Origin of the sequence: Embleya sp. NPDC020886 (genome assembly GCF_044333915.1) — a bacterium.
In the GTDB taxonomy this organism is placed as follows: domain Bacteria; phylum Actinomycetota; class Actinomycetes; order Streptomycetales; family Streptomycetaceae; genus Embleya.
Genome location: NZ_JBIRRX010000021.1, coordinates 40629 through 61828, shown reverse-complemented (window position 1 = coordinate 61828; position 21200 = coordinate 40629). Strand labels below are relative to the sequence as shown.

The 21200-nt window shown below is 70.2% G+C and carries 23 protein-coding genes and 2 pseudogenes; 14 read left to right on the top strand and 11 right to left on the bottom strand.

Annotation, left to right across the window (positions count from 1 at the left end; translation table 11 throughout):
* Nucleotides 1-181: 181 nt before the first annotated feature.
* Entirely contained in the window at nucleotides 182-1072 is an 891-nt protein-coding gene (locus ACH4U8_RS41740) for a universal stress protein (RefSeq protein WP_395783512.1), read from the bottom strand.
* A gap of 201 nt (nucleotides 1073-1273) precedes the next feature.
* Nucleotides 1274-1543 carry a hypothetical protein gene (locus ACH4U8_RS41735; RefSeq protein WP_395783510.1) on the bottom strand — a complete coding sequence of 90 codons (270 nt, stop codon included), beginning with the start codon at nucleotides 1541-1543 and terminating at the stop codon, nucleotides 1274-1276.
* A gap of 1120 nt (nucleotides 1544-2663) precedes the next feature.
* Here ACH4U8_RS41735 and ACH4U8_RS41730 point away from each other — a divergent pair.
* Nucleotides 2664-3161: a hypothetical protein gene (locus ACH4U8_RS41730; RefSeq protein ID WP_395783508.1), complete on the top strand. Its 498-nt coding sequence runs from the start codon at nucleotides 2664-2666 to the stop codon at nucleotides 3159-3161.
* 263 nt (nucleotides 3162-3424) lie between these two features.
* On the opposite strand, the gene ACH4U8_RS41725 is transcribed toward ACH4U8_RS41730, so the two are convergent.
* Together ACH4U8_RS41725 and ACH4U8_RS41720 are read right to left on the bottom strand one after the other, a co-directional pair.
* Nucleotides 3425-3934 carry a hypothetical protein gene (locus ACH4U8_RS41725; protein WP_395783506.1) on the bottom strand — a complete coding sequence of 170 codons (510 nt, stop codon included), beginning with the start codon at nucleotides 3932-3934 and terminating at the stop codon, nucleotides 3425-3427.
* A gap of 54 nt (nucleotides 3935-3988) precedes the next feature.
* Nucleotides 3989-4153, bottom strand: a complete 165-nt coding sequence (locus tag ACH4U8_RS41720; RefSeq protein WP_395783504.1) for a hypothetical protein — start codon at nucleotides 4151-4153, stop codon at nucleotides 3989-3991.
* 323 nt (nucleotides 4154-4476) lie between these two features.
* On the opposite strand from ACH4U8_RS41720, the gene ACH4U8_RS41715 reads away from it, so the two are divergent.
* A complete protein-coding gene (locus tag ACH4U8_RS41715) occupies nucleotides 4477-4650 on the top strand; it encodes a hypothetical protein (protein WP_395783502.1) in 174 nt (57 codons plus the stop codon).
* Between the two features lie 222 nt (nucleotides 4651-4872).
* Here the strand turns inward: ACH4U8_RS41715 and ACH4U8_RS41710 are convergent, their stop codons facing one another.
* Entirely contained in the window at nucleotides 4873-5688 is an 816-nt protein-coding gene (locus tag ACH4U8_RS41710; protein WP_395783500.1) for a hypothetical protein, read from the bottom strand.
* Between the two features lie 495 nt (nucleotides 5689-6183).
* On the opposite strand from ACH4U8_RS41710, the gene ACH4U8_RS41705 reads away from it, so the two are divergent.
* Both ACH4U8_RS41705 and ACH4U8_RS41700 read left to right on the top strand, forming a co-directional pair.
* Nucleotides 6184-6762 carry a hypothetical protein gene (locus ACH4U8_RS41705; RefSeq protein ID WP_395783498.1) on the top strand — a complete coding sequence of 193 codons (579 nt, stop codon included), beginning with the start codon at nucleotides 6184-6186 and terminating at the stop codon, nucleotides 6760-6762.
* A gap of 782 nt (nucleotides 6763-7544) precedes the next feature.
* Nucleotides 7545-7703, top strand: a complete 159-nt coding sequence (locus tag ACH4U8_RS41700; RefSeq protein WP_395783496.1) for a hypothetical protein — start codon at nucleotides 7545-7547, stop codon at nucleotides 7701-7703.
* Between the two features lie 77 nt (nucleotides 7704-7780).
* Here ACH4U8_RS41700 and ACH4U8_RS41695 read toward each other — a convergent pair whose 3' ends face one another.
* From ACH4U8_RS41695 to ACH4U8_RS41685, 3 genes and pseudogenes are all read right to left on the bottom strand, one after another.
* A complete protein-coding gene (locus tag ACH4U8_RS41695; RefSeq protein ID WP_395783494.1) occupies nucleotides 7781-9007 on the bottom strand; it encodes an RICIN domain-containing protein in 1227 nt (408 codons plus the stop codon).
* A 756-nt stretch (nucleotides 9008-9763) separates the two neighbouring features.
* Nucleotides 9764-10137, bottom strand: a pseudogene (locus ACH4U8_RS41690) (aldo/keto reductase); the annotation flags it as partial.
* A gap of 298 nt (nucleotides 10138-10435) precedes the next feature.
* Nucleotides 10436-10594: pseudogene (locus ACH4U8_RS41685) on the bottom strand (LLM class flavin-dependent oxidoreductase); the annotation flags it as partial.
* Between the two features lie 184 nt (nucleotides 10595-10778).
* Here ACH4U8_RS41685 and ACH4U8_RS41680 point away from each other — a divergent pair.
* The 8 genes from ACH4U8_RS41680 to ACH4U8_RS41645 all read left to right on the top strand — a co-directional run bounded on the left by ACH4U8_RS41680 (nucleotide 10779) and on the right by ACH4U8_RS41645 (nucleotide 16689).
* Complete coding sequence (locus ACH4U8_RS41680; RefSeq protein WP_360317955.1) at nucleotides 10779-11465, top strand: GntR family transcriptional regulator; 687 nt, start codon at nucleotides 10779-10781, stop codon at nucleotides 11463-11465.
* Nucleotides 11465-12283, top strand: a complete 819-nt coding sequence (locus ACH4U8_RS41675; protein WP_395783637.1) for a nitrilase-related carbon-nitrogen hydrolase — start codon at nucleotides 11465-11467, stop codon at nucleotides 12281-12283. The genes ACH4U8_RS41680 and ACH4U8_RS41675 overlap by 1 nt, the downstream gene beginning before the upstream one ends.
* Before the next feature lie 10 nt (nucleotides 12284-12293).
* Nucleotides 12294-12977, top strand: coding sequence for a DUF2848 family protein (locus ACH4U8_RS41670; RefSeq protein ID WP_360317949.1), 684 nt, complete (start codon nucleotides 12294-12296; stop codon nucleotides 12975-12977).
* Complete coding sequence (locus ACH4U8_RS41665; RefSeq protein ID WP_395783492.1) at nucleotides 12977-14431, top strand: 4-hydroxyphenylacetate 3-hydroxylase family protein; 1455 nt, start codon at nucleotides 12977-12979, stop codon at nucleotides 14429-14431. Before ACH4U8_RS41670 ends, ACH4U8_RS41665 begins: the two co-directional genes overlap by 1 nt.
* Before the next feature lie 20 nt (nucleotides 14432-14451).
* Nucleotides 14452-14796, top strand: coding sequence for a cupin domain-containing protein (locus ACH4U8_RS41660; protein WP_360317943.1), 345 nt, complete (start codon nucleotides 14452-14454; stop codon nucleotides 14794-14796).
* A gap of 17 nt (nucleotides 14797-14813) precedes the next feature.
* Nucleotides 14814-15335, top strand: coding sequence for a flavin reductase family protein (locus tag ACH4U8_RS41655; RefSeq protein WP_395783490.1), 522 nt, complete (start codon nucleotides 14814-14816; stop codon nucleotides 15333-15335).
* A gap of 151 nt (nucleotides 15336-15486) precedes the next feature.
* Entirely contained in the window at nucleotides 15487-15906 is a 420-nt protein-coding gene (locus tag ACH4U8_RS41650; RefSeq protein WP_395783488.1) for a nuclear transport factor 2 family protein, read from the top strand.
* An 18-nt stretch (nucleotides 15907-15924) separates the two neighbouring features.
* Nucleotides 15925-16689 (top strand): alpha/beta fold hydrolase, encoded by a 765-nt coding sequence (locus ACH4U8_RS41645; RefSeq protein WP_379992371.1) that lies wholly within the window; start codon nucleotides 15925-15927, stop codon nucleotides 16687-16689.
* 261 nt (nucleotides 16690-16950) lie between these two features.
* Here the strand turns inward: ACH4U8_RS41645 and ACH4U8_RS41640 are convergent, their stop codons facing one another.
* From ACH4U8_RS41640 to ACH4U8_RS41630, 3 genes are all read right to left on the bottom strand, one after another.
* The gene (locus ACH4U8_RS41640) at nucleotides 16951-17088 is read right to left on the bottom strand and encodes a hypothetical protein (RefSeq protein ID WP_395783486.1); all 138 of its coding nucleotides are present in this window, start codon (nucleotides 17086-17088) and stop codon (nucleotides 16951-16953) included.
* Between the two features lie 347 nt (nucleotides 17089-17435).
* Complete coding sequence (locus ACH4U8_RS41635) at nucleotides 17436-18332, bottom strand: hypothetical protein (RefSeq protein WP_395783484.1); 897 nt, start codon at nucleotides 18330-18332, stop codon at nucleotides 17436-17438.
* Between the two features lie 47 nt (nucleotides 18333-18379).
* The gene (locus tag ACH4U8_RS41630) at nucleotides 18380-18910 is read right to left on the bottom strand and encodes a SigE family RNA polymerase sigma factor (RefSeq protein ID WP_395783482.1); all 531 of its coding nucleotides are present in this window, start codon (nucleotides 18908-18910) and stop codon (nucleotides 18380-18382) included.
* Between the two features lie 175 nt (nucleotides 18911-19085).
* Here ACH4U8_RS41630 and ACH4U8_RS41625 point away from each other — a divergent pair, with 175 nt between their 5' ends.
* Together ACH4U8_RS41625 and ACH4U8_RS41620 are read left to right on the top strand one after the other, a co-directional pair.
* Nucleotides 19086-19322: a hypothetical protein gene (locus tag ACH4U8_RS41625; RefSeq protein ID WP_360317928.1), complete on the top strand. Its 237-nt coding sequence runs from the start codon at nucleotides 19086-19088 to the stop codon at nucleotides 19320-19322.
* Between the two features lie 638 nt (nucleotides 19323-19960).
* Nucleotides 19961-20506 (top strand): hypothetical protein, encoded by a 546-nt coding sequence (locus ACH4U8_RS41620; protein WP_395783480.1) that lies wholly within the window; start codon nucleotides 19961-19963, stop codon nucleotides 20504-20506.
* The last annotated feature ends 694 nt before the right edge of the window (nucleotides 20507-21200 follow it).

Below are 21200 nucleotides of genomic sequence, written 5' to 3'. Positions count from 1 at the left end.
GGGGGTCATACGCGGGGGGCGGGGGCGGGGGGGGGGGGGGGCGCGGCCCCTCCCCCCCCCCGCCCCGGGGGGGGGGGCCCCCCCCGGGGGGCGCCCCCCCCCCCCCGCGGCCGATGGGCACCCGGGAACGCATCGCGTCTTCGTGCCACGCCCTCCGTTCGCCCGTGATCGAAACGGCGGGTCAGCCCACGGGCACGAGGAGGACGGGCGCGTGTGCGTGATGCAGGACCGTGTGGCTGACCCGGCCCAGGCGGGTACCGAATCGGGCGGTGCGTCGGTGGGCGGCCAGGACCACCAGGTCGGCCTCGCGGGACGCCTCCACCAGTGCGTGACCCGCGCCCTCGCGCACGAGCCGCACCTGGGACTCGATCTCGGGGTGCTTGGCCCGAGGCTCGGCCGTCCACGCGTCCAGGGCGCCGCGCCGCAGCGCGCTCGCTGCGGCCAGGGACTCCGGCACAGGCGCGGGAAGCCCGATCGGCGCGGGCGTGACCGGCGGGAGCGCGTTCAGTGCGCACACGCGCAGATGCCGCAACTGGGCCTCCTCGTAGGCGGCTTCCACGGCGGGCCGGCAGTCCGCGCCGTCGACGCCGACCACGACCAGGCCCTCGGTGCCGCCGTCCACGACCCGTGAGGGGTCGTGTTCGCCACGCACCACGAGCAAGGGGCACGGGGTGTAGGCGGCCACCGACAGACCGACCGAGCCCGGCAGCAGGCCGGCCATGCGTGCGTGTCCGCGGCTGCCGATCACCACGAGCGAAGCGTGTTCGGCGGAGGTGAGCAACACCTCGTGCGCGGCGCCGCGGCGGACCCGCCCGATGGTCCACACCTGCGGGTGCAGCGCCTGTGCGTGTGCGACGGCCGCCTCGGTCGCCTCCTCCGCCTCCCGGCGGACCTGCCGGACGTAGGAGTCGAGTTGGCCGTCCTCCGGCAGCATCCACGCGGCGACGATTTCCAACGGCAGTCCGCGGTTCGCCGCCTCCAGGGCGGCCTGGGCGACGGCGGACAGCGCGGCCGGCGAACCGTCCACGCCGACGACCACGTGCCCGGCGGGAGTGTGCGGGGTGGCAGACATGTACTCGTCCCTTCTCGACGGCAACACCCCGGGAGGGCCCGCCTCTTGAATCCATGTCAGCGCATTCAGAAGGGCGCCGTAGGGGCCGTTCGGCATGGCGGACCGAGCCGGTCGGCCCGGTCACGGCCCTGTCGGCACCACTCGTGCGGCCGGGGTTCGATCCGGGGTCTCGTCAGGGACGGGACGGCGGCGTTTGCGGCGTCAGCCCAGCGGGACGCACCATTCCAGGAGGGCGCCGCCGTCGGGAGCCGGCCGGAACGAGCAGGTGCCGCCGAGGGATTCGGCCCGCTCGCGCGTGTTCGCCAACCCGCTGTCGCGGGTCGGGTGCGCCGGCGGGCCCACGCCGTCGTCGCGCGCCCGCAGCCCCACGTGGTCCCCGTCGGGCCCGTTCACCCGATTCCGGGTCGAACGGACCACCTCCACATGGGCTTGGAGCTCGTCCAGCAGTTCGTCCAAGCGCAAACGCGGCACTGCCGGCCGCTCGTCCGACGCCACAACCTCTCCGACGGTCGGTCGAAACTTGTCGGAACTCTGCTCCGGCCCATCGTGTCAAAGCGCGCCCGGCGCGTCTTCCCTTCGCCGGATGAACACCATCGTGATTCCGGTTGCCGCCGGGCCCTCGCGGGCCCAACGGCCCCTGGGGAACGGCTCCCGACAGTGCCGGGAGATCCTGTGCGGATCCGCCGGGGGAGAGCAGGGTGAGGGCGTACCTCTCATCGAGGAGAAAACGATGGACACGCGCCGCCGCGGGTCGCCCCTCCGCACGTCGTGATCGGGATCGACCTCGATCCCTCGGCCAACCGCAGCCTGGAGCGCCGTGTCCAGGCCGCCGTCTACGCGACCGGCCGGGCGGCGTCGTGTCGGGCTCCCGATACGGACCCAACCCGGCTCACCGCGCCTCGGCGTCCGCCACCCGCGCGTGCAGCAGATCGGCCTCCGAGACCATACCGAGCACACCCGATGGCCGTCGTCGACCACCGGCAACGCGCCGACCTGCCAGGTCTCGAGAACACCCGCGATATCACGGAACCAGGCGTCGGACCCGACGGTGGCGACGTCACCCACCCTGGTGGATCGGCCCTGACGCCTGCCGACGGCAGGGTCCGGGACCTCCTCCGAACGGCGACGTCGCCGACGGCCGTCCGGTGATTTTTCACCCTGTCGGTACTGGAAGACGGTCGTCCGGATAACGATCTCCGCCACTCGTTCGATCTCCTGAATTCCGCAAAATGATCCGGGATTTGAGAATGGAATCCTTTCTTCCGGCGACTCCGCCCCAGGTCGGGACCTCGAAGAGTCTCGGCGGTCGGCGGCGTGTTGCGCAGACCGTGCGGTAGGCCAAAGATCAAAATGCTCCGGCTCGGCAAAAACGGGCAGCATTCTCATGGCTCCATCGACCGATTAAGCTGACCAGAATCGGCCGGTCATGGCCCATTTACCTCTCGTCGGGGAGCACGGCCCGCATGTAGCGTCTGCGCAGGGTGCTCGATTCCCTGGTGGTCAGCACTTCCGACGGGTCGGGCATGTCTTGCCCGCACGAACAATCGGCCCGTGATCCGAGGAGTGCAGCCTGCTCTACGAGAGGAAACCTGTGGTCAGCCTGCCCATACCTCAAGGCCCGCAACTGATCATCCAGTCGGTAACCGGAATGCATATCACTCCGTACGGATACTCCGACAGTGACGTGCCGGCCGTCGTCTGGCGAGACGCTGCCGCGACGGCGAACAAGTTCTCGCAGTGGGAGTTCATTCCCGAGACCGGTTACGGCGACCGCGTCGTACGCATCAGGAACGCCGCATACAACAAAGACACCGGCGCTTGGGACCGGAGCCTTGCCCTCATTGCGGATGTTCCCGAGAAGGGTGCCGCTGTCCTGTCGCGTAAGTCCGACAGTAAAAGCGAAAGGCAACTGTGGCGGCTGGTCTCGATGGACAGCGCCCAGGCGGACTTCGTGATCAGGCCGTTTGGGGCTGACAACTTGGTGGTCAATACCCGCCAGAGTTATCAACAGGGGAATGCGGTCCTCCAGTTGGAGGAAGTCGGGCCCTGGACGGACCAGTTCTGGCGCTGGCAGACGGTGTACAGCTGAGATCTGCTCCGATACGTCCCCGCACCGCCTGCGTTCAGGCGGTGCGGGGACCGCAGTCCGCGTCGCAGCCGCCGCCGGTGACGAGGACACACGCCGCGTCACAGACTTGGCCGCCCCGAGCAGACGCTCACCCTCGTCGTCATCACGCGGCGGATCATCCGCCTGGCGGCCCAGGTATGGGTCTGTTCCGCAAGGCGTGTTCCCGGAGTGGCGGAGTCGGCGTCGGTGACCCTGGTGCCGTCGAAGCCCGCGGGGTGTGGGGGTCAGGTGATGGTGCCTGCGAAGAGTCCGCGTCCGGCCTTGACGGCGCGTCCGGCTTTGACGAGGCCCTCGGTGGAGGTGCGGACGCTTTCCATGCGGCTCTTGGTGGCGGTTTCGCCGAGGGCTTCGGTGAGTTGGCGGACGTTCATGGGTTCACCGGTCCTTTCAAGGAGTTCGGCGAGTTCGTCGCGCAGGTGGGTCCGGACCGGTCGCCCGGTCACCGGATCGGGGATGGGTTTCGCGGTGGGAGCCTTCCTCGCGCGGGTCTTCTTCGCGGGAGCGGTCACGGGTGCCGCGTGCGCGGGGCGGGCCCGGGCCGGTTTGGCTTCCTTCGGCGTGGCCTTCGACCGGCGCTTCCTGGGGGCGGTCGGGCCGGCGACCACAGACGTGTCCGTGGTGGCTTCCTCGGTCGGGACGTCGCCGGCCGGCGCAGGGGTGAGGGGGCGGATCAGCGCGAGGTGTTCCACCGTCGTTCGCCACGGCGGCGTGTTCGGGAATGCCGAGGCTGTCACCGATGTCCGCCCACCGATCCAGTGCGGAGACGACCAGTGTCCACCGGGCCGCGTTCAGGACCAGGGTCGAGGTCTGGCCCGGTGCCAGGTCGCGAAGCCGGCCGCGTCCCGCGGCCAGCCGGGGATCTGGTCCCAACCCGCCCGACGAACGCTTCCAGCGAGTTCGGCGCCGTCGTGGTCACCGCGTTCCCGCCTGCTCTGGTCCTCGTTGTCGAGCATCCCGTCCATCGTCAACCAGTGGCGGGTGTGCACCCACACACGAATGTTCGCCGTCGTATCGAACGCATGGAGTCCTCGACCGTGACGGGATCGGCATTGCGCGTCCCACGCGGCTCGAAACTCATACCGCGAACGTAGACAAGGAATGTCCCCCTCCGGGACCGCAATGGCGATTCGCCACTCTCCGGGGCGTCCGGTTCCGTCCTCGCCCGGACCCGTCGGCACGGCGGGCGGGTCCGGGCACAGCGCGGGCGGTGTCGCATCCGCTCCGATGCGGCGTGGTCGCAGTCTCCACAGCCTCGCCTTGCGGTGAAGCCGGGCCGGTGACCAGGTTCGCCTACGAAGGGGTGGAGGACGCCGCCGAAACGGCGGCCGGATGGGCCGAGTTCGTGGGACCGGACTCCGATCTCTCGGCCAACGTGCTGTCCAATCGGTTTGAGCGCACCGGGGTGCAGCTCATGGGCGAAGCCGAGGAGACGCTCCCGGGGCGGGCGTGATCGCGCCCGTCGTACGGCCAGGCCGGATGCGAACGGGGGCGGCGACGGCCGTCGAACCACAAGCCCGGTTCCCCGGCGGCATCCTCCGTTTCCGTGTCCTGGGTCCTACCGGCGCATGCCGAGTCGGGTGAGCAGGTGCTCTCGTTCTTCGCCGGCCTCGCGAGAGTGACGGCGGCCCGGGCGTGTCGGGGTGGTGGCCATCGCGCGTTGGATCGATCGGGTTCAGACGTGGCACCTGAGTGTGACGAGGAGCGCGTCGCCGGGGAGCGATTCCAGGTAGGTGACCGGATCGGTCAGGCACAGGGGATCGTCCGGTGCGTGCTCGCACGGCACCGGTTCGGCACAGGGGCCGTGGACGCCGGGGTCGTTTCTTCCCGTCTCGATCCACCAGCCGTCGAGGGTGAGGAGGTCCCCGAAGTGTCGGAGCGCACTTGGGGCCTCGCGCTCGACGAACTCCTCGCGGTCGCCCGCGAACCAGGAATCCAGATCCGTGACGTCGGAGTACCCGAAGTTGAGCATGCCGGGGATGTCTTTCATCCGGCACCAGTGGTCGTAGAACTCCCTGACCTTCGGTTGGGCACGGTAGTCCCAAAAGGCTTCCGCGCCGCAATACGCCCCGTGCTCCGATTCGTACCGGGCCTCGAACCGGGACAGCGGCTGAACGGGCCGACCGTCCGCGCCGATGCGACGCCACAGATCCCACCCGGCGCCAAGGGCCGTCCTCGCCCTGGTCCGCGGCTCCGTGAAATCGAGCGTCTCCCGGGGGCCTCCGGCCGACATGCCCGGCAGACTCGGCAGTTCCTCCCCGTCGGACCGCGGCGTGTCGTGGACGAGACGCGGGTCGTCGGCGTGGCCGGGGGCGACGAAGTAGCCGCAGCCGTCGCTGCCGCCGCGAACGGTCCACCAGTCCCAGATGTCGCGCGCCTCGTCCGAGGTGTGGTCCTCCTCGAACGGAGCCATCGCCGCGCCGATCGCCGCGGCGAGGTCGCCGCCTCGTGCCTTCGCGGGCAGACACACCGTCATACGCAACCCCGCCACGACACCCCACCCATCCCCCGGACGATCGGCTGCACACGGTACCGGGCGCGACGACCACGCGCATCGCGAATACTCCCGTCGCGGCCCTGCCGGGATTCCTGCCCGGTGTCGCCGTGCGTGCATGATCCAGCCGAGCGAGCGTTCGACGACCCAACGACGGGGCATGGGTCGCGCGGGACAGGGTGGCGGAAGGGGACGGCCGTGGCCGGCGGTGGTGATTGGTTCGGGGTGCTCGTGTCGTTGATGCCGCCGGAGCCGGGGTCGGGAGAGACGTTCGTTGCCCGTCCCGGTGTCGCCGGCGAGGAGGCGTAACAGGGGGACTACGTGGCCTTCGTGCGCGTGTACGGGTGGGTGGAGATCGGGGAGTGGCTCGGTGTCGCGGCTCCGGAGGGGGCGTGGTCGCCGGAGTTCCTCCGGGCACGGTGGAGACGGCCACCGAGGGCATGCGCGACGCATGGGACAGGACCGGCCCGCCCGAAGGGCACGACGGGTTCGGTGGCGCCGTTGACGGTGCCGTTCCTGCTGCGGATCGCCGCGGACCCGGCCATGCACGTGCGGGCGGATGCGCTGGGCCTGGTCGCCGCGGTGGCGTGTCGCAACCACTGGGGCGACGGGTCGCGCGCCGCCCTGTTGCGGGTCGCCGACGCCGACGACGACGTGCGCTTCGACGTCGGCGGTTATCCGCAGAACTGGTCGGTGCGGGCGGCGCGGGACGCGATCGCCGCGGACGCGCACATCCCGATCGCCCTCCTGGACGACCCGGACCCGGCGGTGCGGGAGGAAACGGCGTGCGTCCCGGCAGCGTTGTCCCATCGCGCGTGGGAGATCTCTGCCGCCCTGCACGAGCGGTTGCGCGTCGAGGAGGTTCCCCGCCTCCGCGCGGGCCTGGTCCTGGCGATCGCGCAACTGGCGAGGGAACACCGCCACGAGGACGCCGCCGGCTTCACCCGCACGTGCTGGTCCGACCCGAGCTCGCGGGACTTGGCGTCCAGCCGGCTCCACCGCGACGTCTCTTCCAGGTCGTACTGCGGGCGCGGCCGGGTGTCCGACGGCGCGCCGGGCGGCGGTCCGTGAACGACCTCGTGCAGGTGCCACTCCCAGTCGCGCATTCGCTCGTGCTCCAGAGGGTCGAGCAGGTCCACGATGCTCACGTCCGGGATCCGCGGGCCGGGCCGCTCCCGTGTCTCCGCCTCCACCAGCGCGAAGTCGGCGGCGCAGGTCAGTGCGGATACCAGCGCGACGGCGTCCTCACCCTTCTCGTCCAGGGCACGCAGGTGCACCCGGGGTCCTTGGAGGGCGGCGACCTCGTACAGGCCGCCCAGCCGGCGCACCCGTCACTCCCGGCGTCAGGTCCACGCGACATCGGTCCGGGATCGCGTGGACGGACGACGCCCGTGCCTGCACGGTTGCCGTGCCGGGCGTCACGACGCCTCCTGCCGGTGGGCCGCGTCGGCGGTCCACGCCGGCGAGACGGGGATCAGGGGACGTTCCCGGTCGAAGAGGAGGTCGCCGCGCCACAGCAGGTGCCATGCGTGGGTGCCTGTCGCGTGCTCATGGCCCCACATTTGCACCGGCCACCCGCTGCGATCGCCGATCCTCGACTCGAGACACGACGGCACGGTGGAAGTCCGACGGGGATCGGGCCACGGTCAGATGCGGGCGCTGCCCCGAGACGGGGACGGGGCGGGACAGGGGTACCGGGTGCAGTGCGTCATGCGGGCGAGGACGAGCCTGCCGCTCGACGAGGTCGGGTCGCTGCCCGGAGAGACCGGAGCACAAATAGGGCGTGTATCGGGTCGTGATCAATCTGTAGGTTGTGTCTTCGGGGTATGGGTCGGTCGGGTAGACCTTCGTGTGTGACACGAGTGCAACCGACTGACCTGGAACAGGAGTTCATCGGACCGTACTTGCCGGTCGGCGAGTACGGTCCGTATCCCAATCGGCTGCGGCAGCAGTTCGAGGGTGTCAGCGCCAAGGCGCGACTCCCGCGACGAAGCTTCAGCATGGAGAGCTGAAAGCTCGACAGGAGCCGCGCCCGCTTGGCAGGCCACATCAGCCGTGCCAGAGCCCTGACTTACAGCACCGGAACGGACTACACGGACGGGCGCGTCGCCGGGTACGGATAGCCGTTGGGAACCGTCTTGTAGCAGGCTTCGGCCCACGTGGCCGCGGACGGGTTGGTCGTGCACTGGTAGAGCACGCTGGAGTTGCCCGGAGAGTCGGTGCCGTCAACCGCCGGAATGGTAGCCGTTCCCGTCCCCTGCCAGCTGTCCCCCTTGTCGTTGGTGATGCTCCAGGTACCGGTCATCGCCTTCAGCAGCTGAGCTCGGGCCACCCAGCCCACCTGACCGGGCGGGATGTCGAATTGAACTTGACCGGACTGTGTCGTAGTGGTGTTCCACTGGCTTCCCCAGTACCCCTGAATGGCCACAGAGATCGATGCCGCCACGGGAGAAGTACTCAGGGGCCCGGTTCCCACCGTTCCGGTGACCGTGACCGATCCGCCGTTGCTGAAGGTGTACCCCGTGCTGTGCGACCAGCCGTACTGGTACACCGAGCCACTGGCGCCCGCGAAAGCCGGGGGGCCCACCACCTGGGCCGGGCCGGCCTTCGCCGGAGCCGGAGTCCCCACCTGGAATGTAGCCGTCGGGATGACCGAGGACTTGTTGTTGAACTGGTTCAACGCATACATCGTGGCCCAGGATTTCAGCTGCTGGACGAGCTCCGGCGCATGCTCCTGGCCGAGACCGTATTTGCCGATCGCGAAGCGGTCGTTCCAGGCACTCGAACCCTGGCAGTTCCAGAGACCCACGGTGGTACCCGCCGACGTACTGGCGCCCCAAGCATTCAGACACTTGTTGTCACTCGCATGCCGAAAGCGGAACTGTTCGTATCCGGAATTCGTTGTCTGTAGCGGCTGAGCGTACCAATCCTGGGAACTCTGACCATTGCAGCTCTGCACGGAAGTGGCATCGGAATTATTGCTGGTGTCGAGGCACAGCCCACTCGATGCGACCCGAATCGTGAAGGCGCCGTTCCCACCGGGACTGGGAACGAACATCCAGTGGTTCTGGACGCCAAAATTCGTGCTCAGGCGCACGGCACTGCCGGCTCCACCGGTCGCAGCGACATCGGGCATGCCGCCGTTGGTATAGCCGCCGATGATGTTTCCGCAGAGCACACCATCAACGCCGCAGGACGGCGTCGCATACGCCGATCCGGTGGCCAGAGGCGAGACAACCACACCAAGGGCCATGGCGCCGATTCCCATGGCGGCCGACCCCAGACGTCCGGCCTTCGAGGAGGTTCTCTTGAACATTGCCCACGACCTTCTTCGTCGGTTGACTTCATATGGAATGCGCAGGACGTGCGGCAACAGCGAGAGATCTTGCTTCGATCGGTTATATTCGGCCAGAAGGATCCAATGGCGCGGGCATGTCAAATGCGACGTGGTAATCGTGCCCTCCCCCTCCTCGGCCCCTCACGCGCCCTGCGTCCCCACGCAGGCGTCGTCAGGGCGTTGCCCCACCCCCCTCGCCCCCTGATCCTCCAGAGACCGCCAGGCAGCGAGAACACCAAGGGTAAGTTCGAGATAAAGCCGCGGTATAGGCGTGGAACCGGCCGTTCGAGTAGCCGTATTTAAGCCGAACAGGCGCTGGCCCCGGCCTCCCTGCCGCTCTTGACGCCCACTCAGTACTCGCCGCCACTACGACCTGCCGTCCCCCATCTCGGCGATGGCGACCCTGATCCGCAAGACCTCACGGACCGCCCGAGGGCACGGTCCGTGCGAACGGAACCGGCCGCCGAGAAATCACACGCGTGCTTACCCGGGTGTGGCGGACGTGAGGTGCCCCGGTCACCTTCCCCGCGCCTGACACGGGCCCCTCCGGGCCCGGAACAGCCGGCAGCCCGGGTACGCGGGGGCGTATCCGGTCTTGCGGGAGGGAGGGGTCTCAGCCGGCGAGGGTGGTGTGGAGGGCGTCGAGGCCGTCGCGGTAGATGGTGGCGAACAGGGCCACGGTCTCGGCCTCGGTGGCGCCGTCGGGGTTGAAGCGGCCGGACCACTGGACCTCGGCGGCGTCGTCCCGGCCGGGGCGACGAGGCCGGCGGCACGCAGTTCCTGCCAGAACGCGGCGGGGACATTCTCGTTGAGCGCCGCCTGGTCCTCGGCGATGCGGCCGGGCCTGGTGGCGCCGGCGACGACCGCGGCGGTGACCGGGTGGGCGAGGGAGAACTGGAGGGCGGCGGCCTTGATGCTCACACCGTGCTCGCGGCCAGGTCCTTGAGCCGGGTGACGCGCTCGATGATGTGCGCGGGGGCTTCCCGGTACTCGAAGTGGGTGCCGCCGGCGAGGATGCCGGAGCTGTAGGGGCCGCCGACGACCATGTCGACGCCCTGCTGCTGCGCCATGGGCAGCAGGCGCCCGAGGGCGTGCTCGTGGTCGAGCGGCAAAACGTGCTCCGCGAGCTCCCGCAGCAGTTCCTCCACCGGCCGGTCGTTGGGCCGCAGATTGAAGGAGACGTGCGAGGTCCCGAGCAGCGCCATGGTCTCCAGGTACTCGATCAGGGCGTTGCGGCCGGTGCCGAGGCCGAGCCGGATCGCACGGGCCGGGGCGTGCGGGTCCTCGTGGAGGGTGAGCACCATCGGGGTCACCTACGGCTTCTCCCAGGCGAGTTCGCGCCACCGGCGACGGCGATCGGGATGCCCGCCGCTGCACCGGTTTCGGCAGGACATCCAGCCGGAAGTCCGAGCCGAGCCCGGCCCCGGGCAGTTCCAGCGGGCCTGGGCGCCCGGCGGCGCGCAGGGTGCTCACTCCCTCGCGGAGGGCGGCGCCGAGGGCCTCGAAGTCCCGTCCGAGGAGCGGGTACTCGACGGGACGGTCGCCGCCGGCCAGGCCGAGCGGCATCCGGCCGCCGGAGAGCACGTCGACGGTGGCGGTGGCCTTGGCGACGAGCAGCGACGATGCCGATCGTCGGCCCGCGCGTGACGTACGCCGAGAACACCACGACCTCCGGGCTGCCCGCGACGTTCACCGGAGTCGCCGACGCGAACCTCTTGTCGTTGGTATGCGCGTTGTATACATTGTGTTCATGAGCAGCGTACGAAAGCCCGCCGGCGGTGGATCCGCCCAGGACATCACCTATCGATGGCTCAAGAAGCACATCTCCGCCCTGCCTCGGGACGGGGGAACCTTCCTGATCGAGTCCGAGGTCGCCCAGGCGGCGGGCACGTCGCGAACTCCGGTGCGCGAGGCGTTGCTGCGCCTGGAAACCGAGGGATTCGTGCAGATCATGCCGAAGAAGGGCGCCTTCGTACCGCCCATCTCGGACGCGGAGGTACGCACCGTGATGGAAGCCCGCGAACTGATCGAGGACTGGAGCATGCGGCGCGTGGTCCCGGCCGGCGAAGCGTTCCTGGACGAGCTCGACGCCCTCGTGGCCGCCCAGGAGGGCCTGGTCGACGACGCGGTGGGATTCATCGACTGCGACCGGGCCTTCCACGGCGCGATCGTGCGGCAGGCCGGCAACCCGGTCCTCGCCGACTTCTACGAGGCGTTGCGCGAGCGCCAGGTCCGGATGGGTCTGCGTGCCGTCGTCGGCGACGAGGGCCGTTTCCGCAAGGTCTTGGCCGAGCACGCGGCGATCGTGTCCGCTCTGCGCACCGGTGATCCGGACCGGGCGGCCCAGGCACTGGGGACCCACCTGGGCAGCACGCTCGCCGCGCTGCACCTGCCCGAAGTCGCCCGCCGGGGCTCCGACGACTCCCTGGGGGCGTGATGAGGATCGCCCTGGTCCAGGTCGCCAGCCCGCCGACCGAAACGCCCCGAGCCCGCCGCGAGCGGGTGGGCTCGATGGTCGAACAGGCCCGCGGGGCCGACCTGGTCGTGCTCCCCGAACTGTGGGCGGCCGGCTACTTCGGCTTCGAGTCCTACGCCGAACACGCCGAGCCGCTGAACGGTCCCACGGTCACCGCGGCCCGCGCCTGGGCCCGGGCGCTGGACGCGCACGTGCACCTGGGCAGCTTCGTCCAGCGCGACGACGACGGCCGACTGTTCAACACCGCCGCCCTGATCACCCCGGACGGGCTGATCGCGCACACCTACCGCAAGATCCACGTCTTCGGCCACGCCTCCCGCGAGGCCGAACTGCTCACCCCCGGCGACCGGATCGACGTGGCCGGCACCGCCCTCGGGCGCCTGGGCGCCACCACCTGCTACGACCTGCGCTTCCCCGAACTGTGGCGCGACCTGGTCGACGGAGGGGCCCGCATCGCCGTCGTACCCGCCGCCTGGCCCGCCGCCCGCCGCGAGCACTGGCAACTGTTCACCTCCTGCCGAGCCGTCGAACAACAACTGCTCGTGATCGCCTGCAACGCGGTCGGCGTCCAGGACGGCGGCGTCGAACTCGGTGGACACAGCCGTGTCGTCGACGCCTGGGGCCGCGTCCTGGTCGAGGCCGGCACCGAGGAGGGCGTCACCTTCTGCGACGCCGACCCCGCCGACGTCGACCGGGTACGCGCCCAGTTCCCGGTCCTCGCCGACCGTCGCCCCGTCTCGTCGTTTCCACCCCGGGGGAGCGCGCCGGACCCACGCTAAGGAACCACTTGTGAGCACTTCGATACCACCGCTGCGTATGCGCGTGGTCGACACCGACGAATACCTGGACGTGCGGCCGGCGCGCCTGGTCGTGGCGGGCTACACCGCGCGCGACGAGGCCGCCGCACGACGCCACATCGAGGAACTCGCGGCCATCGGCATCCCGCCACCCGCGACCGTGCCGGCCTTCTACGATCTCGACCCGTCCCTGCTCACCACCGAACGAACCGTCGCGGTGGACGGCGAGGCGACCTCGGGCGAGGTGGAACCCGTGGTCATCCGCCACCGAGGCCGCCTGTTCCTGGCGGTCGGCTCGGACCATACCGATCGCGAACGCGAACGCCTGGACATCACCTCGTCCAAGGCCGCCTGCCCCAAGCCGCTGGGCACCGACGTGATCGAACTCGACGCCGGCACCCGCCCACCGAACTGGGAACAGCTGACCGCCGAATCCGCGATCGACGGTCGCCCCTATCAGCACGGACCACTGTCCGCGCTGCGCCACCCCCGCGAACTGCTCCACCGGATGACCGCGGCCATCGGCGACGTCGCCGGTGACCTGGTGTTGTTCTGCGGCACCCTGCCCCTGCTCACCGGCGACTTCGTGTACGGCTCCCGCTGGCTGCTGTCCATCGAACTGCCCGGCGGGCCCTCCCTGACCCATGACTACACCGTGCACCAGAGGAGTTCGTGATGCGCACCGGAGCCGAATACCTGGCCTCTCTCAAGGACGACCGTCGTGTCCACGTCGACGGCGAGGTCGTCGCGGACGTCGCCCACCACCCGGCCTTCACCCCCATCGCGACGACGATCGCCGAACTCTTCGACATCGCCGCCGACCCCGAATCCGGCTTCACCCGCCCCGACCCGGAGACCGGCGAGCCGATCAACCTGCTGTTCACGGCCCCGCGAAGCCGGGACGAACTCACCGCCTACCGCACCGCCGCGACCCGCTGGGCCGGACACACCCACGGCTGGGTCGGACGCAGCCCCGACCATGTCGGTGCGTTCGTCGCCGCGTTCGGGGCCCACCCGGAGGCGTTCGCGAGCGGCGAGCGCGATCTGGCCGCCAACATCGTCGCCTACCGACGCCGGGTCGCCACCGAGAATCTGTACGTGTCCTACGCGATCATCCCGCCGCAGGTCTCCCGGGCGACCACCGCACACGCCTGGGAAGGCGAGTTGGTCCAGGTCGGCGTGGCCGAGGAGCGTCCCGACGGCATCGTGGTGCGCGGCGCGCAGATGCTGGCCACCGGCGGCGCGGTCGCCGACGAGATCCTGGTGTCGTGCATCAAACCGCTCGGCCCCGAGGACACCGACTTCGCGCTGAGCTTCGCGGTGCCCGTCGGCGCCCAGGGCCTGAAGCTGTACTGTCGACGCCCCTACGCGCCGGCCGCCACCAGCGCCTACGACTACCCGCTGACCACGCGCTACGACGAGACCGACGCACTGTTGGTCTTCGACGATGTGTTCATCCCGTGGGAGCAGGTGTTCGTCTACCGCGATGTCCCCGGACTGCGACGCCAGTTCTTCGACACCGGCGCCCACGTGCTGGGCAACTGGCAGGCCCAGATCCGACTGAGCGTCAAGCTCCAGTTCCTGGCCGGCCTGGCCCGCAAGGTGGCCGCCGTCAACGGAGTCGATCGTTTCCCGGGCGTCGTCGAGAAACTCGGTGAACTCGCGAGCCTGGTCTCGCTCGCCGAGTCCGCGGTGCTCGCCGCCGAATACACCGCCGAGCCCGACGAGCAGGGCATGTGGCGCCCCGGCTCCCGGGCCGTCTACGGGGCGATGGGCATGCAGTCGGAACTGTACCCACGCGTGCTGGCGATCCTGCGCGACCTCGTCGGCGGGGGAGTGCTCCAAGTGCCCTCCGGCATCGCCGACATGACCAATCCCGAAACGCGCGCCGACATCGATCGCTACATCCAGAGCCCCGGTGCCACGGCCGAGGAGCGGGTCAAGCTCTTCAAGCTGGTCTGGGACGCCGTCGGCAGCGAGTTCGCCGGGCGCCACCACCAGTACGAACTCTTCTACGCGGGCGCGCCGTTCGTGGTGAAGGGCTACGCCTACCGCAACTACGACTTCGACGCGCCACTCGCCGCGGTGGACGCCTTCCTGGCGAGCTACCACGTCGAGAGCACCGTGTGAAACCACAGGAGCGTGACCAAGTGAGCAAGCCCGAACACGAGTTCTTCCCCGTCTCCGACATCGAGTTCACCCTGTGTCCGGGCGACGACCCGGCGATCACCGAACGAGTCCTGGCCAAGGACCCCGCCACCGGGGTCGCGACCCGAATCCTGCGCTACGCGCCGGGCGCCGATTCCACCCCGATGGGCGTGCAGCGCCACGACTTCTGGGAAGAGGTGTACATCCTGGAGGGCTCGTTCACCGACATCACCCTGGGCCGCACATTCACCGCCGGCATGTACGCCTGCCGCCCGCCGGGCATGCCGCACGGGCCCTGGCGAACCGACGAGGGCGTGGTCACCTTCGAAGTGCGCTACCGCGCCTGAGCATCGGAGACAACGACATGGCTTCCACCCTCGCGTCCGTGGACCCGCAGACGATGCGCCGGACCATGGGCCGTTTCGCCACCGGGGTGGCGGTGGTCACGACCTACGCTCCCGACGGCACGCCGCACGGGATGACGGTCAACTCGCTGACCTCGGTGTCCCTGGACCCGCCGCTGCTGCTGGTCTGCCTCAACATCGGCGCGCGCAGCACCGACGCGATCACCGCTTCGGGTCGATTCGCCGTCAGCATCCTGTCGTCGCGTCAGGAACCGATCGCGATGCGCTTCGCCCGGCGCGCCGAGGACCACTTCGCCGGCCTCGAACCCGCCTACGGAAGGCACCGCGTACCGGTGATCCCGGATGCCCTCGCCCACCTGGAATGCGACGTGGAGCGCCACTTCGTCGCCGGAGACCACATCGTGGTCGTCGGCCGCGTCCTGGACACCTGCGAGCGCGCCGGCGAACCGCTGGCCTTCCTCGGTGGACGCTTCGGCGACCTCGTCGACCGCGGGCACGCCCAGGTGCCCTGGTACTTCTGAACCCCACTCGGCCCGACGCTCTCGGGGCCTGATCGCCCCGAACGGCCGAACGGCGGACGCCGCCGCAATCCGGGCTGCCCCCACGGGTCGCAGCCCCCGAACCGCAACCGACAAGCGCCGCCCCGCGGCGCCCCTGCGAAGGCGAACAGACATGCCCCTGACAGTGGAAGACAAGCTGGCGATCCAAGAGCTCGCCGCCCGGCAGTTCAAATACCTCGACGCGCACGACGTCGATGCCTGGGCACAGTGTTGGATCCCCGACGGAACGTTCGTCGCGAACTACGGGACCTTCCAGGGCCACACGTCCATCAAGGAGTTCCTCCGCGGTCACATCGCGGCGGGCAAGGAGGACGGCGCGCGACACCTGGGCGTCAATCACGTGATCGAAGGCGACGCCGAGCGGGCCGAGATGTACAGCGTCGTGGTCAAACTCCAGGTCGTGCAGTCGCCGTTCATCATCGCGACGGGCATCTACCGCGACACCCTGGTCCGCACGCCCGACGGTTGGCGATTCGAGTCCCGCCGGCTCGACATCGACCCGGGTGTCTTCGCCACCGGCCCGCGTGCCTGAGCAGAACGGAGTACGTCGTTGAACACGCTCGCCTCGGAGCGATGGGGTGATCACGGCCCCCGGCTCCTGCTGATTCACGGCAGCCTGAACTCCGCCGCCGCCGCATTCGTGGAGCAGCAAGCCTTCGCGGACGAATGGACCGTGATCGCGCCCTATCGACGCGGTTACCGTCCGAGCCCGCACACCGATCGCATCGACCCCGATCGCGATGCCGAAGAGATCGTGGAACTGATCGGTTCCGGTGCCCACCTCGTGGGCACCTCCATGGGCGGTGTCGTGGCCATGCGGGCGGCGGCGCTGGTCCCGGATCGTGTGTGGTCCCTCACCGTCATCGAACCACCCGCGCTGCCCAACGGGATCGGCCATCCCGCGGTCGACGAGCTGCGCGAGGCACTGATGCGGCACTGGGAGCGGAACGTCTCGGCCGACGACGAGACGTTCCTGGCGGGATTCCTGGAGGCCCTCGGCGTCAAGCTTTCGCTGCCGAGCCCGCTTCCCCCGGAGTTTGTGGAGGCCGTACACAATCTGAAGACGGAACGGCCGTGGGACACGGGAGTTCCGTTGCCGTTGCTCGCCGGGACCACCTTCCCCAAGCTCGTCGTATCGGGCGGCGGAACCCCCGCGTTCGAAGCGGTATGCGACGTGCTGGCGACACACATGAACGCCGAGCGCAGGCTCTTCCCGGGAAGCCCGCACGCCGTACAGCGGATCGGCCGACCGTTCAACGACGCGCTGAGAGCCTTCCTCACCGCGGCCGAATCCCGACGGGGCAATCCCGAATAGCCGAACACGTCAAGCCGGGACGGCCGCCCGGCGAAGACGACCGATCCCGTCTCGACACGAGAGGCGCGAAGCAGCCGGGGCGACGACCAACGTCGCCCCGGCTCCTCGGCATGCGGCCGGCGCCGGTGAGCCCGTCCTGCGGTTGTTTTCGGGACCCCTGGCCGAGAACGCCGAACAGGCAGCCACGTTCGTGCGCGCGACGGCCCTCGTCCGCGGGGACTACGCACTCGCCCTCCTCGAATCCTTCGCGGACGACAAGCGCTACCAGGCCTCGGCGGCGTGTTGGAGGAACGCATGGCGCGGCAAGGGGCCGTGGCCGAGCCGGCGTGCGTCCATCGCGGCCTCGATCACCGCCCTGGTGCCGGGCATGTCCCGGGCCTTGCGGTAGCGCTCGATCACGGCGGGAGCGTCCGCCGGATATCGGGTGACGCCCCCTGGGGAACCCCGGCGACCTGCGCGACTGCGCCTCCGCGGGCACCCCGGTCGGCGACGACGACCCCCGCCTCGTGTCGTCACCGTTTCCGGCGCCGGGCGCGCGGTCGTGACCGCGGCGGGGCCGGATTCGGGCGACCGCGTCGGTGGGGGTGGCCTCGTGCCGGTCTTTGTCCGACCGCTCCCCGTACCGATGTCCCTCTTCGTCCGGTGGCGCCCGGCAAGCAGGCGCGGACCTTGCCGGGCGCCTCCGGCGGATCACGGGGAGGCCCCGGCCGGACCGGCGGGGCCGCCCCCGGCGTGGGCGGGACGGGTCAGGGCTGTTGTGCCGGGCCGAACGAGGCGATCGGGGACCACGTCGTGCCCAAGGTGGGCGGTGTGGCGGGGTCGGCGGGCGGCGGCGGGACGTAGGCTGCGAGGATCGGCGCCCAGGCCGGGTTCCTCAGGATGGACAGGGCCTGCTCGTCGGTCAGCGGCAAGGTGCTGCGGGTGGGCTTGCCGTTGTCCGACAGTTCGCCGTTTCCGTAGCTCAGTTCGACCATGGTCTCCCCGGTGACGTAGTTGACGCTCTTCCAGGCGATGCCCTTGTCCGGAAAGGGCTTCTCGAAGGTGCCGAGCAGCGTTCCGTCCGGTGCGTTGCGGCAGCCGCCGAAGTTGTTCTCCTTGGGCTTCGGCCTGCCGTCGGCCATGGTGCACCCGAAGAACCGCTTGCCCACCATGTGGAAGGTCACCTCGACCACGCCCTGGCCGGTGTCCCAGGTGACCTTCGCGTAGAGGCCGCCGTCGACGGCGGTGTTGGTCGTGATCTGCTTCGTCCCCCCGGGCAGCAGGTTCCTGATGATCGGACCGAGCCGATCGGCGAGGGGATTCGGTGCCACCGGCTGCGCCGGCAGTTCCGGGTTCACGCCCCCCAACCGTCCGTCGATCCAGGACGGCGACGGATCCGCTGCGGGCCCCGCCTTGGTCGCCGGACTCGTCCGCAGCTGTGCCGCGCCCAGCCCGCCCGCCACGATCACTCCCACCGCCAGGGTCACGCCAACGGTCTGCCCCAACGCACGCCGCCGCGCCCGGCGGCGGCCGCCCTCGGCCGCCCGGGTAGCCAGCCCCGCGCCCGGCGGGATCACCAACTCGTCCACTTCGGCGCGCAGTTCGCTGCGAAACAGGTCCTCGGTCTCCACTGCCTGCCCTTCCACGACGTCGGTTCCCCTCATGTGTGCCACTGTGTCCGCCGCCGGCCATTCCGCCGTGCGCCGTTTCCTCACGGCCGTCCCTCCGCCGCGGCCTCGCGGGTCAGCTCCGGCACGCGCTCGCGCAGCCTGGCGAGCGCGCGCATCGTGCCGGTCTTCACGGCGGACACGCCCATACCCAGCCGCCGTGCGGTCTCCTCGACGCTCAGGTCCTCCCAGTACCGCAGCACCAGCAGGGCGCGGTCGCGTGGTTCGAGGGTGCGCAGCGCGCCGACGAGGGTGAGCCGCAGTTCGGGGTCGCCGTGAACGAGGGCGGGGGTGCGGGCCAGCACCTCGGCGTCTATGCCCGTCATCTCGCCGCTGCTCTTGCGGCGGCGCCCATCCAGGAACGCGTTGACCAGGACGCGCTTGGCGTAGGCCTGCGGGTGCTCCTGCCGCTCGAGCTTGGGCCACACGACGTAGACCTTCTCCAACGCGGTCTGCGCGAGGTCCTCGGCCGAATGCCAGTCGCCGCAGAGCAGGAAGGCGGTGCGGCGCAGCACGGTCTGGTTCGCCTCGGCGAACTCGGCGAATCCGATGCGCTCCCTGTGGAACCAACCCATCCTTCTCCCCGCTCCGTCGTCGACCTCACAGAGTCTTGACGGGTCGAACCGCCGGTTCGGTCACACCTGGCTGCGCAGGCGAGAACGAAGAGCGGTCGATTGATCATGTGTTGACCATTGGATTTGCAGGATCTGGGACTTTGGATTCTGGCTGCGTGGCCTGGGTTTTGCTGCGGTGGTCCGATATCGCGTGCGGTTCACCGACAGCGCCGAGAACAACATCGCGAAACTCCCCGCCGCACGCCGGCAGCAGAGCAAAAGTGCGGCCGACAGCGCACTCGGTTCCGACCCGTACGGCAACGGCTCCTCACCGGTGCGTGGCGACCGGGACCGCCGCGACGTCACCCTCGCCGACGCGATCCCGACCTACGAGGCCGGCCCGAACGTGGTGGTCGTCGCCCCCTTCGGGTGACCTCCGCCCCCGGCGGTGTCGCGTGGCGCTGTCCGACCCGGTGGTGGGGGTTGGGCCGGGTGCGGGAGGTCGCCACCCGACTCGAAACCTGGACGGGTTGAGTCGATCACCGTGACCCGCGAGGATGGTCGCGTCACGCTCGGTCGTCGAACCCCCACCCCGGAGGCGGATGTGCGCGCATGTGTGAAGCGTCGAATCGTGTTGGGCGTCGCGTCGATCGCGTTGGGCGGTGGCGTCGTGATCGGCGCCGCGGCCCAACTGGCGAAGATGATCGTGCCCGGCGCGGCGTGACGTGGGGCGCCGGGCCGCGGGCGTCACCCGCCCGCGCCCGGCGCGGCCGCACTGCCCGACACGGCCGGAGCCTCGTTCTCTCTACCGGGTGCGGCGCCGCGTGTACCGAGTCCGAGAGACCCGGACATCCCTGCCCGGGTGGCGGGTGGGCGGGGCGACGCCGCGATTACTCTCGCGCGCACTGCGGGTTCGCCCTACGCGAGCACTGTTCGGGGCGGGTCTGAAGATGAGGAAGGGGTTCGCGGTGCCCCTTCCGCAACAGCCGACGTGCTCGTCGTAGTCGGCGATCAAGGGGGCGGGCGGGGGCGGACGAGGGGAGGTCTGAGGGGTGCGGCTAGCGTGGCCGCATGGTGCGCAGTCCGCTGGACGAATGGCAAGCGATGCGTTGCGTCGTCGACGGCGTTCGGCGCGACGGCGCGTTCGAGGCGCGGACCTCCGCGAAGGCCCTCGCGGCCGTTGCCGGCTGCACGGTGCCGTTGCTCGCGGCGATGGCGGGGTCGTTCGCGAGTCCGAATCCGGACATGCCGAAGGTGCTCGTCCCGGTCGTGGCGGTGCCGCTGGTGGCCGTCGTCGTGTGGATCGTGTGGCTGGTCGTGCCGCGCGTGCGGCTGCGGGTGGACGCGGACGGCATCGCGGTCCGCGGGCGGCGTGTCGTGGCGTGGGAGGACGTGGCCGAGTTCCGGACCGGGATCGCCGCGGGGCGGGCACCGCAGAGCTACGTGCTGGTCGAACGCGGCGGCGCCGCCGGCCCGCTGCCGCCCGTGAAGCTGCCGATTCTGCTCGACGTCGACACGGCGATTCTGCGCGCCGCACTCAACACCCTCCTCGTCGAGCGGCGCGAAGGAACACAGCCCGGTCCCGGGCCCGTCCGGCCGCGCCCGAGCCGGCCCTGACGCGGCCCACCGCGCACGCGCTTCCCGCACATCGAATCGGACGAACTGGCTTGCGCGGTCGAGGCGTTCGTCGCCCACTCGGTCTCGGAGTGACCAGCGCGGCGGCCTCGGCGGAACTTGCCGGCGCGCCGCCGCGATCACCGCGTTCGCACGCGCTCGGACTCCGACCGCCACGGGCACGACGTCCGCGCCGCCCGCAAGCGCCTTCTCGACCGACCCGGCCCCGCCCGACTCCGCGTCGTCGTATCCGAGAGGACCATGAATCGCCCAACTCGAGGCGGTCCCACAATCGGCCGTCACCGCCAAGCGCGACGCCATGCCTGCCGAGGTTCGTCACGACATTCCCCAGGCCCGGATCCTCGACAGCAACGACATAGCGTCCTTCCAACCGAACTTCCGGGTCGCCTACGTCGACGGGCCCTTTGCCGGCGGATGCGCCGCACTTACGTATTGCCGGGACCACGGCCGCACAGCCGCTGCCGGATGCGTCGGCCGCTGGGTCGGCTGAACCACCGGATCGGTTCCTCGACGGCGCCGGGGGCGGGCCGAAGTTTTGGCGCAGTGAACGTGGTTGGTACGGACGCTGCTGCCGATGAGGTGGGCGGTTTTTTGCTATGCCGACGCCACGTCGGCCTACGGCGACTGGTCGATGAACGGCACCACGGGCACGGTCGACATCCCCCTCACGGACTTC

Excerpts from the sequence above, each read along its gene's own strand:
- ACH4U8_RS41740 (WP_395783512.1), bottom strand. The coding sequence starts at position 1,072 with ATGTCTGCCACCCCGCACACTCCCGCCGGGCACGTGGTCGTCGGCGTG.
- ACH4U8_RS41720 (WP_395783504.1), bottom strand. The coding sequence starts at position 4,153 with ATGCTCGACAACGAGGACCAGAGCAGGCGGGAACGCGGTGACCACGAC.
- ACH4U8_RS41695 (WP_395783494.1), bottom strand. The coding sequence starts at position 9,007 with ATGTTCAAGAGAACCTCCTCGAAGGCCGGACGTCTGGGGTCGGCCGCC.
- ACH4U8_RS41680 (WP_360317955.1), top strand. The coding sequence starts at position 10,779 with ATGAGCAGCGTACGAAAGCCCGCCGGCGGTGGATCCGCCCAGGACATC.
- ACH4U8_RS41675 (WP_395783637.1), top strand. The coding sequence starts at position 11,465 with ATGAGGATCGCCCTGGTCCAGGTCGCCAGCCCGCCGACCGAAACGCCC.
- ACH4U8_RS41665 (WP_395783492.1), top strand. The coding sequence starts at position 12,977 with ATGCGCACCGGAGCCGAATACCTGGCCTCTCTCAAGGACGACCGTCGT.
- ACH4U8_RS41655 (WP_395783490.1), top strand. The coding sequence starts at position 14,814 with ATGGCTTCCACCCTCGCGTCCGTGGACCCGCAGACGATGCGCCGGACC.
- ACH4U8_RS41650 (WP_395783488.1), top strand. The coding sequence starts at position 15,487 with ATGCCCCTGACAGTGGAAGACAAGCTGGCGATCCAAGAGCTCGCCGCC.
- ACH4U8_RS41635 (WP_395783484.1), bottom strand. The coding sequence starts at position 18,332 with ATGAGGGGAACCGACGTCGTGGAAGGGCAGGCAGTGGAGACCGAGGAC.
- ACH4U8_RS41630 (WP_395783482.1), bottom strand. The coding sequence starts at position 18,910 with ATGGGTTGGTTCCACAGGGAGCGCATCGGATTCGCCGAGTTCGCCGAG.
- ACH4U8_RS41620 (WP_395783480.1), top strand. The coding sequence starts at position 19,961 with ATGGTGCGCAGTCCGCTGGACGAATGGCAAGCGATGCGTTGCGTCGTC.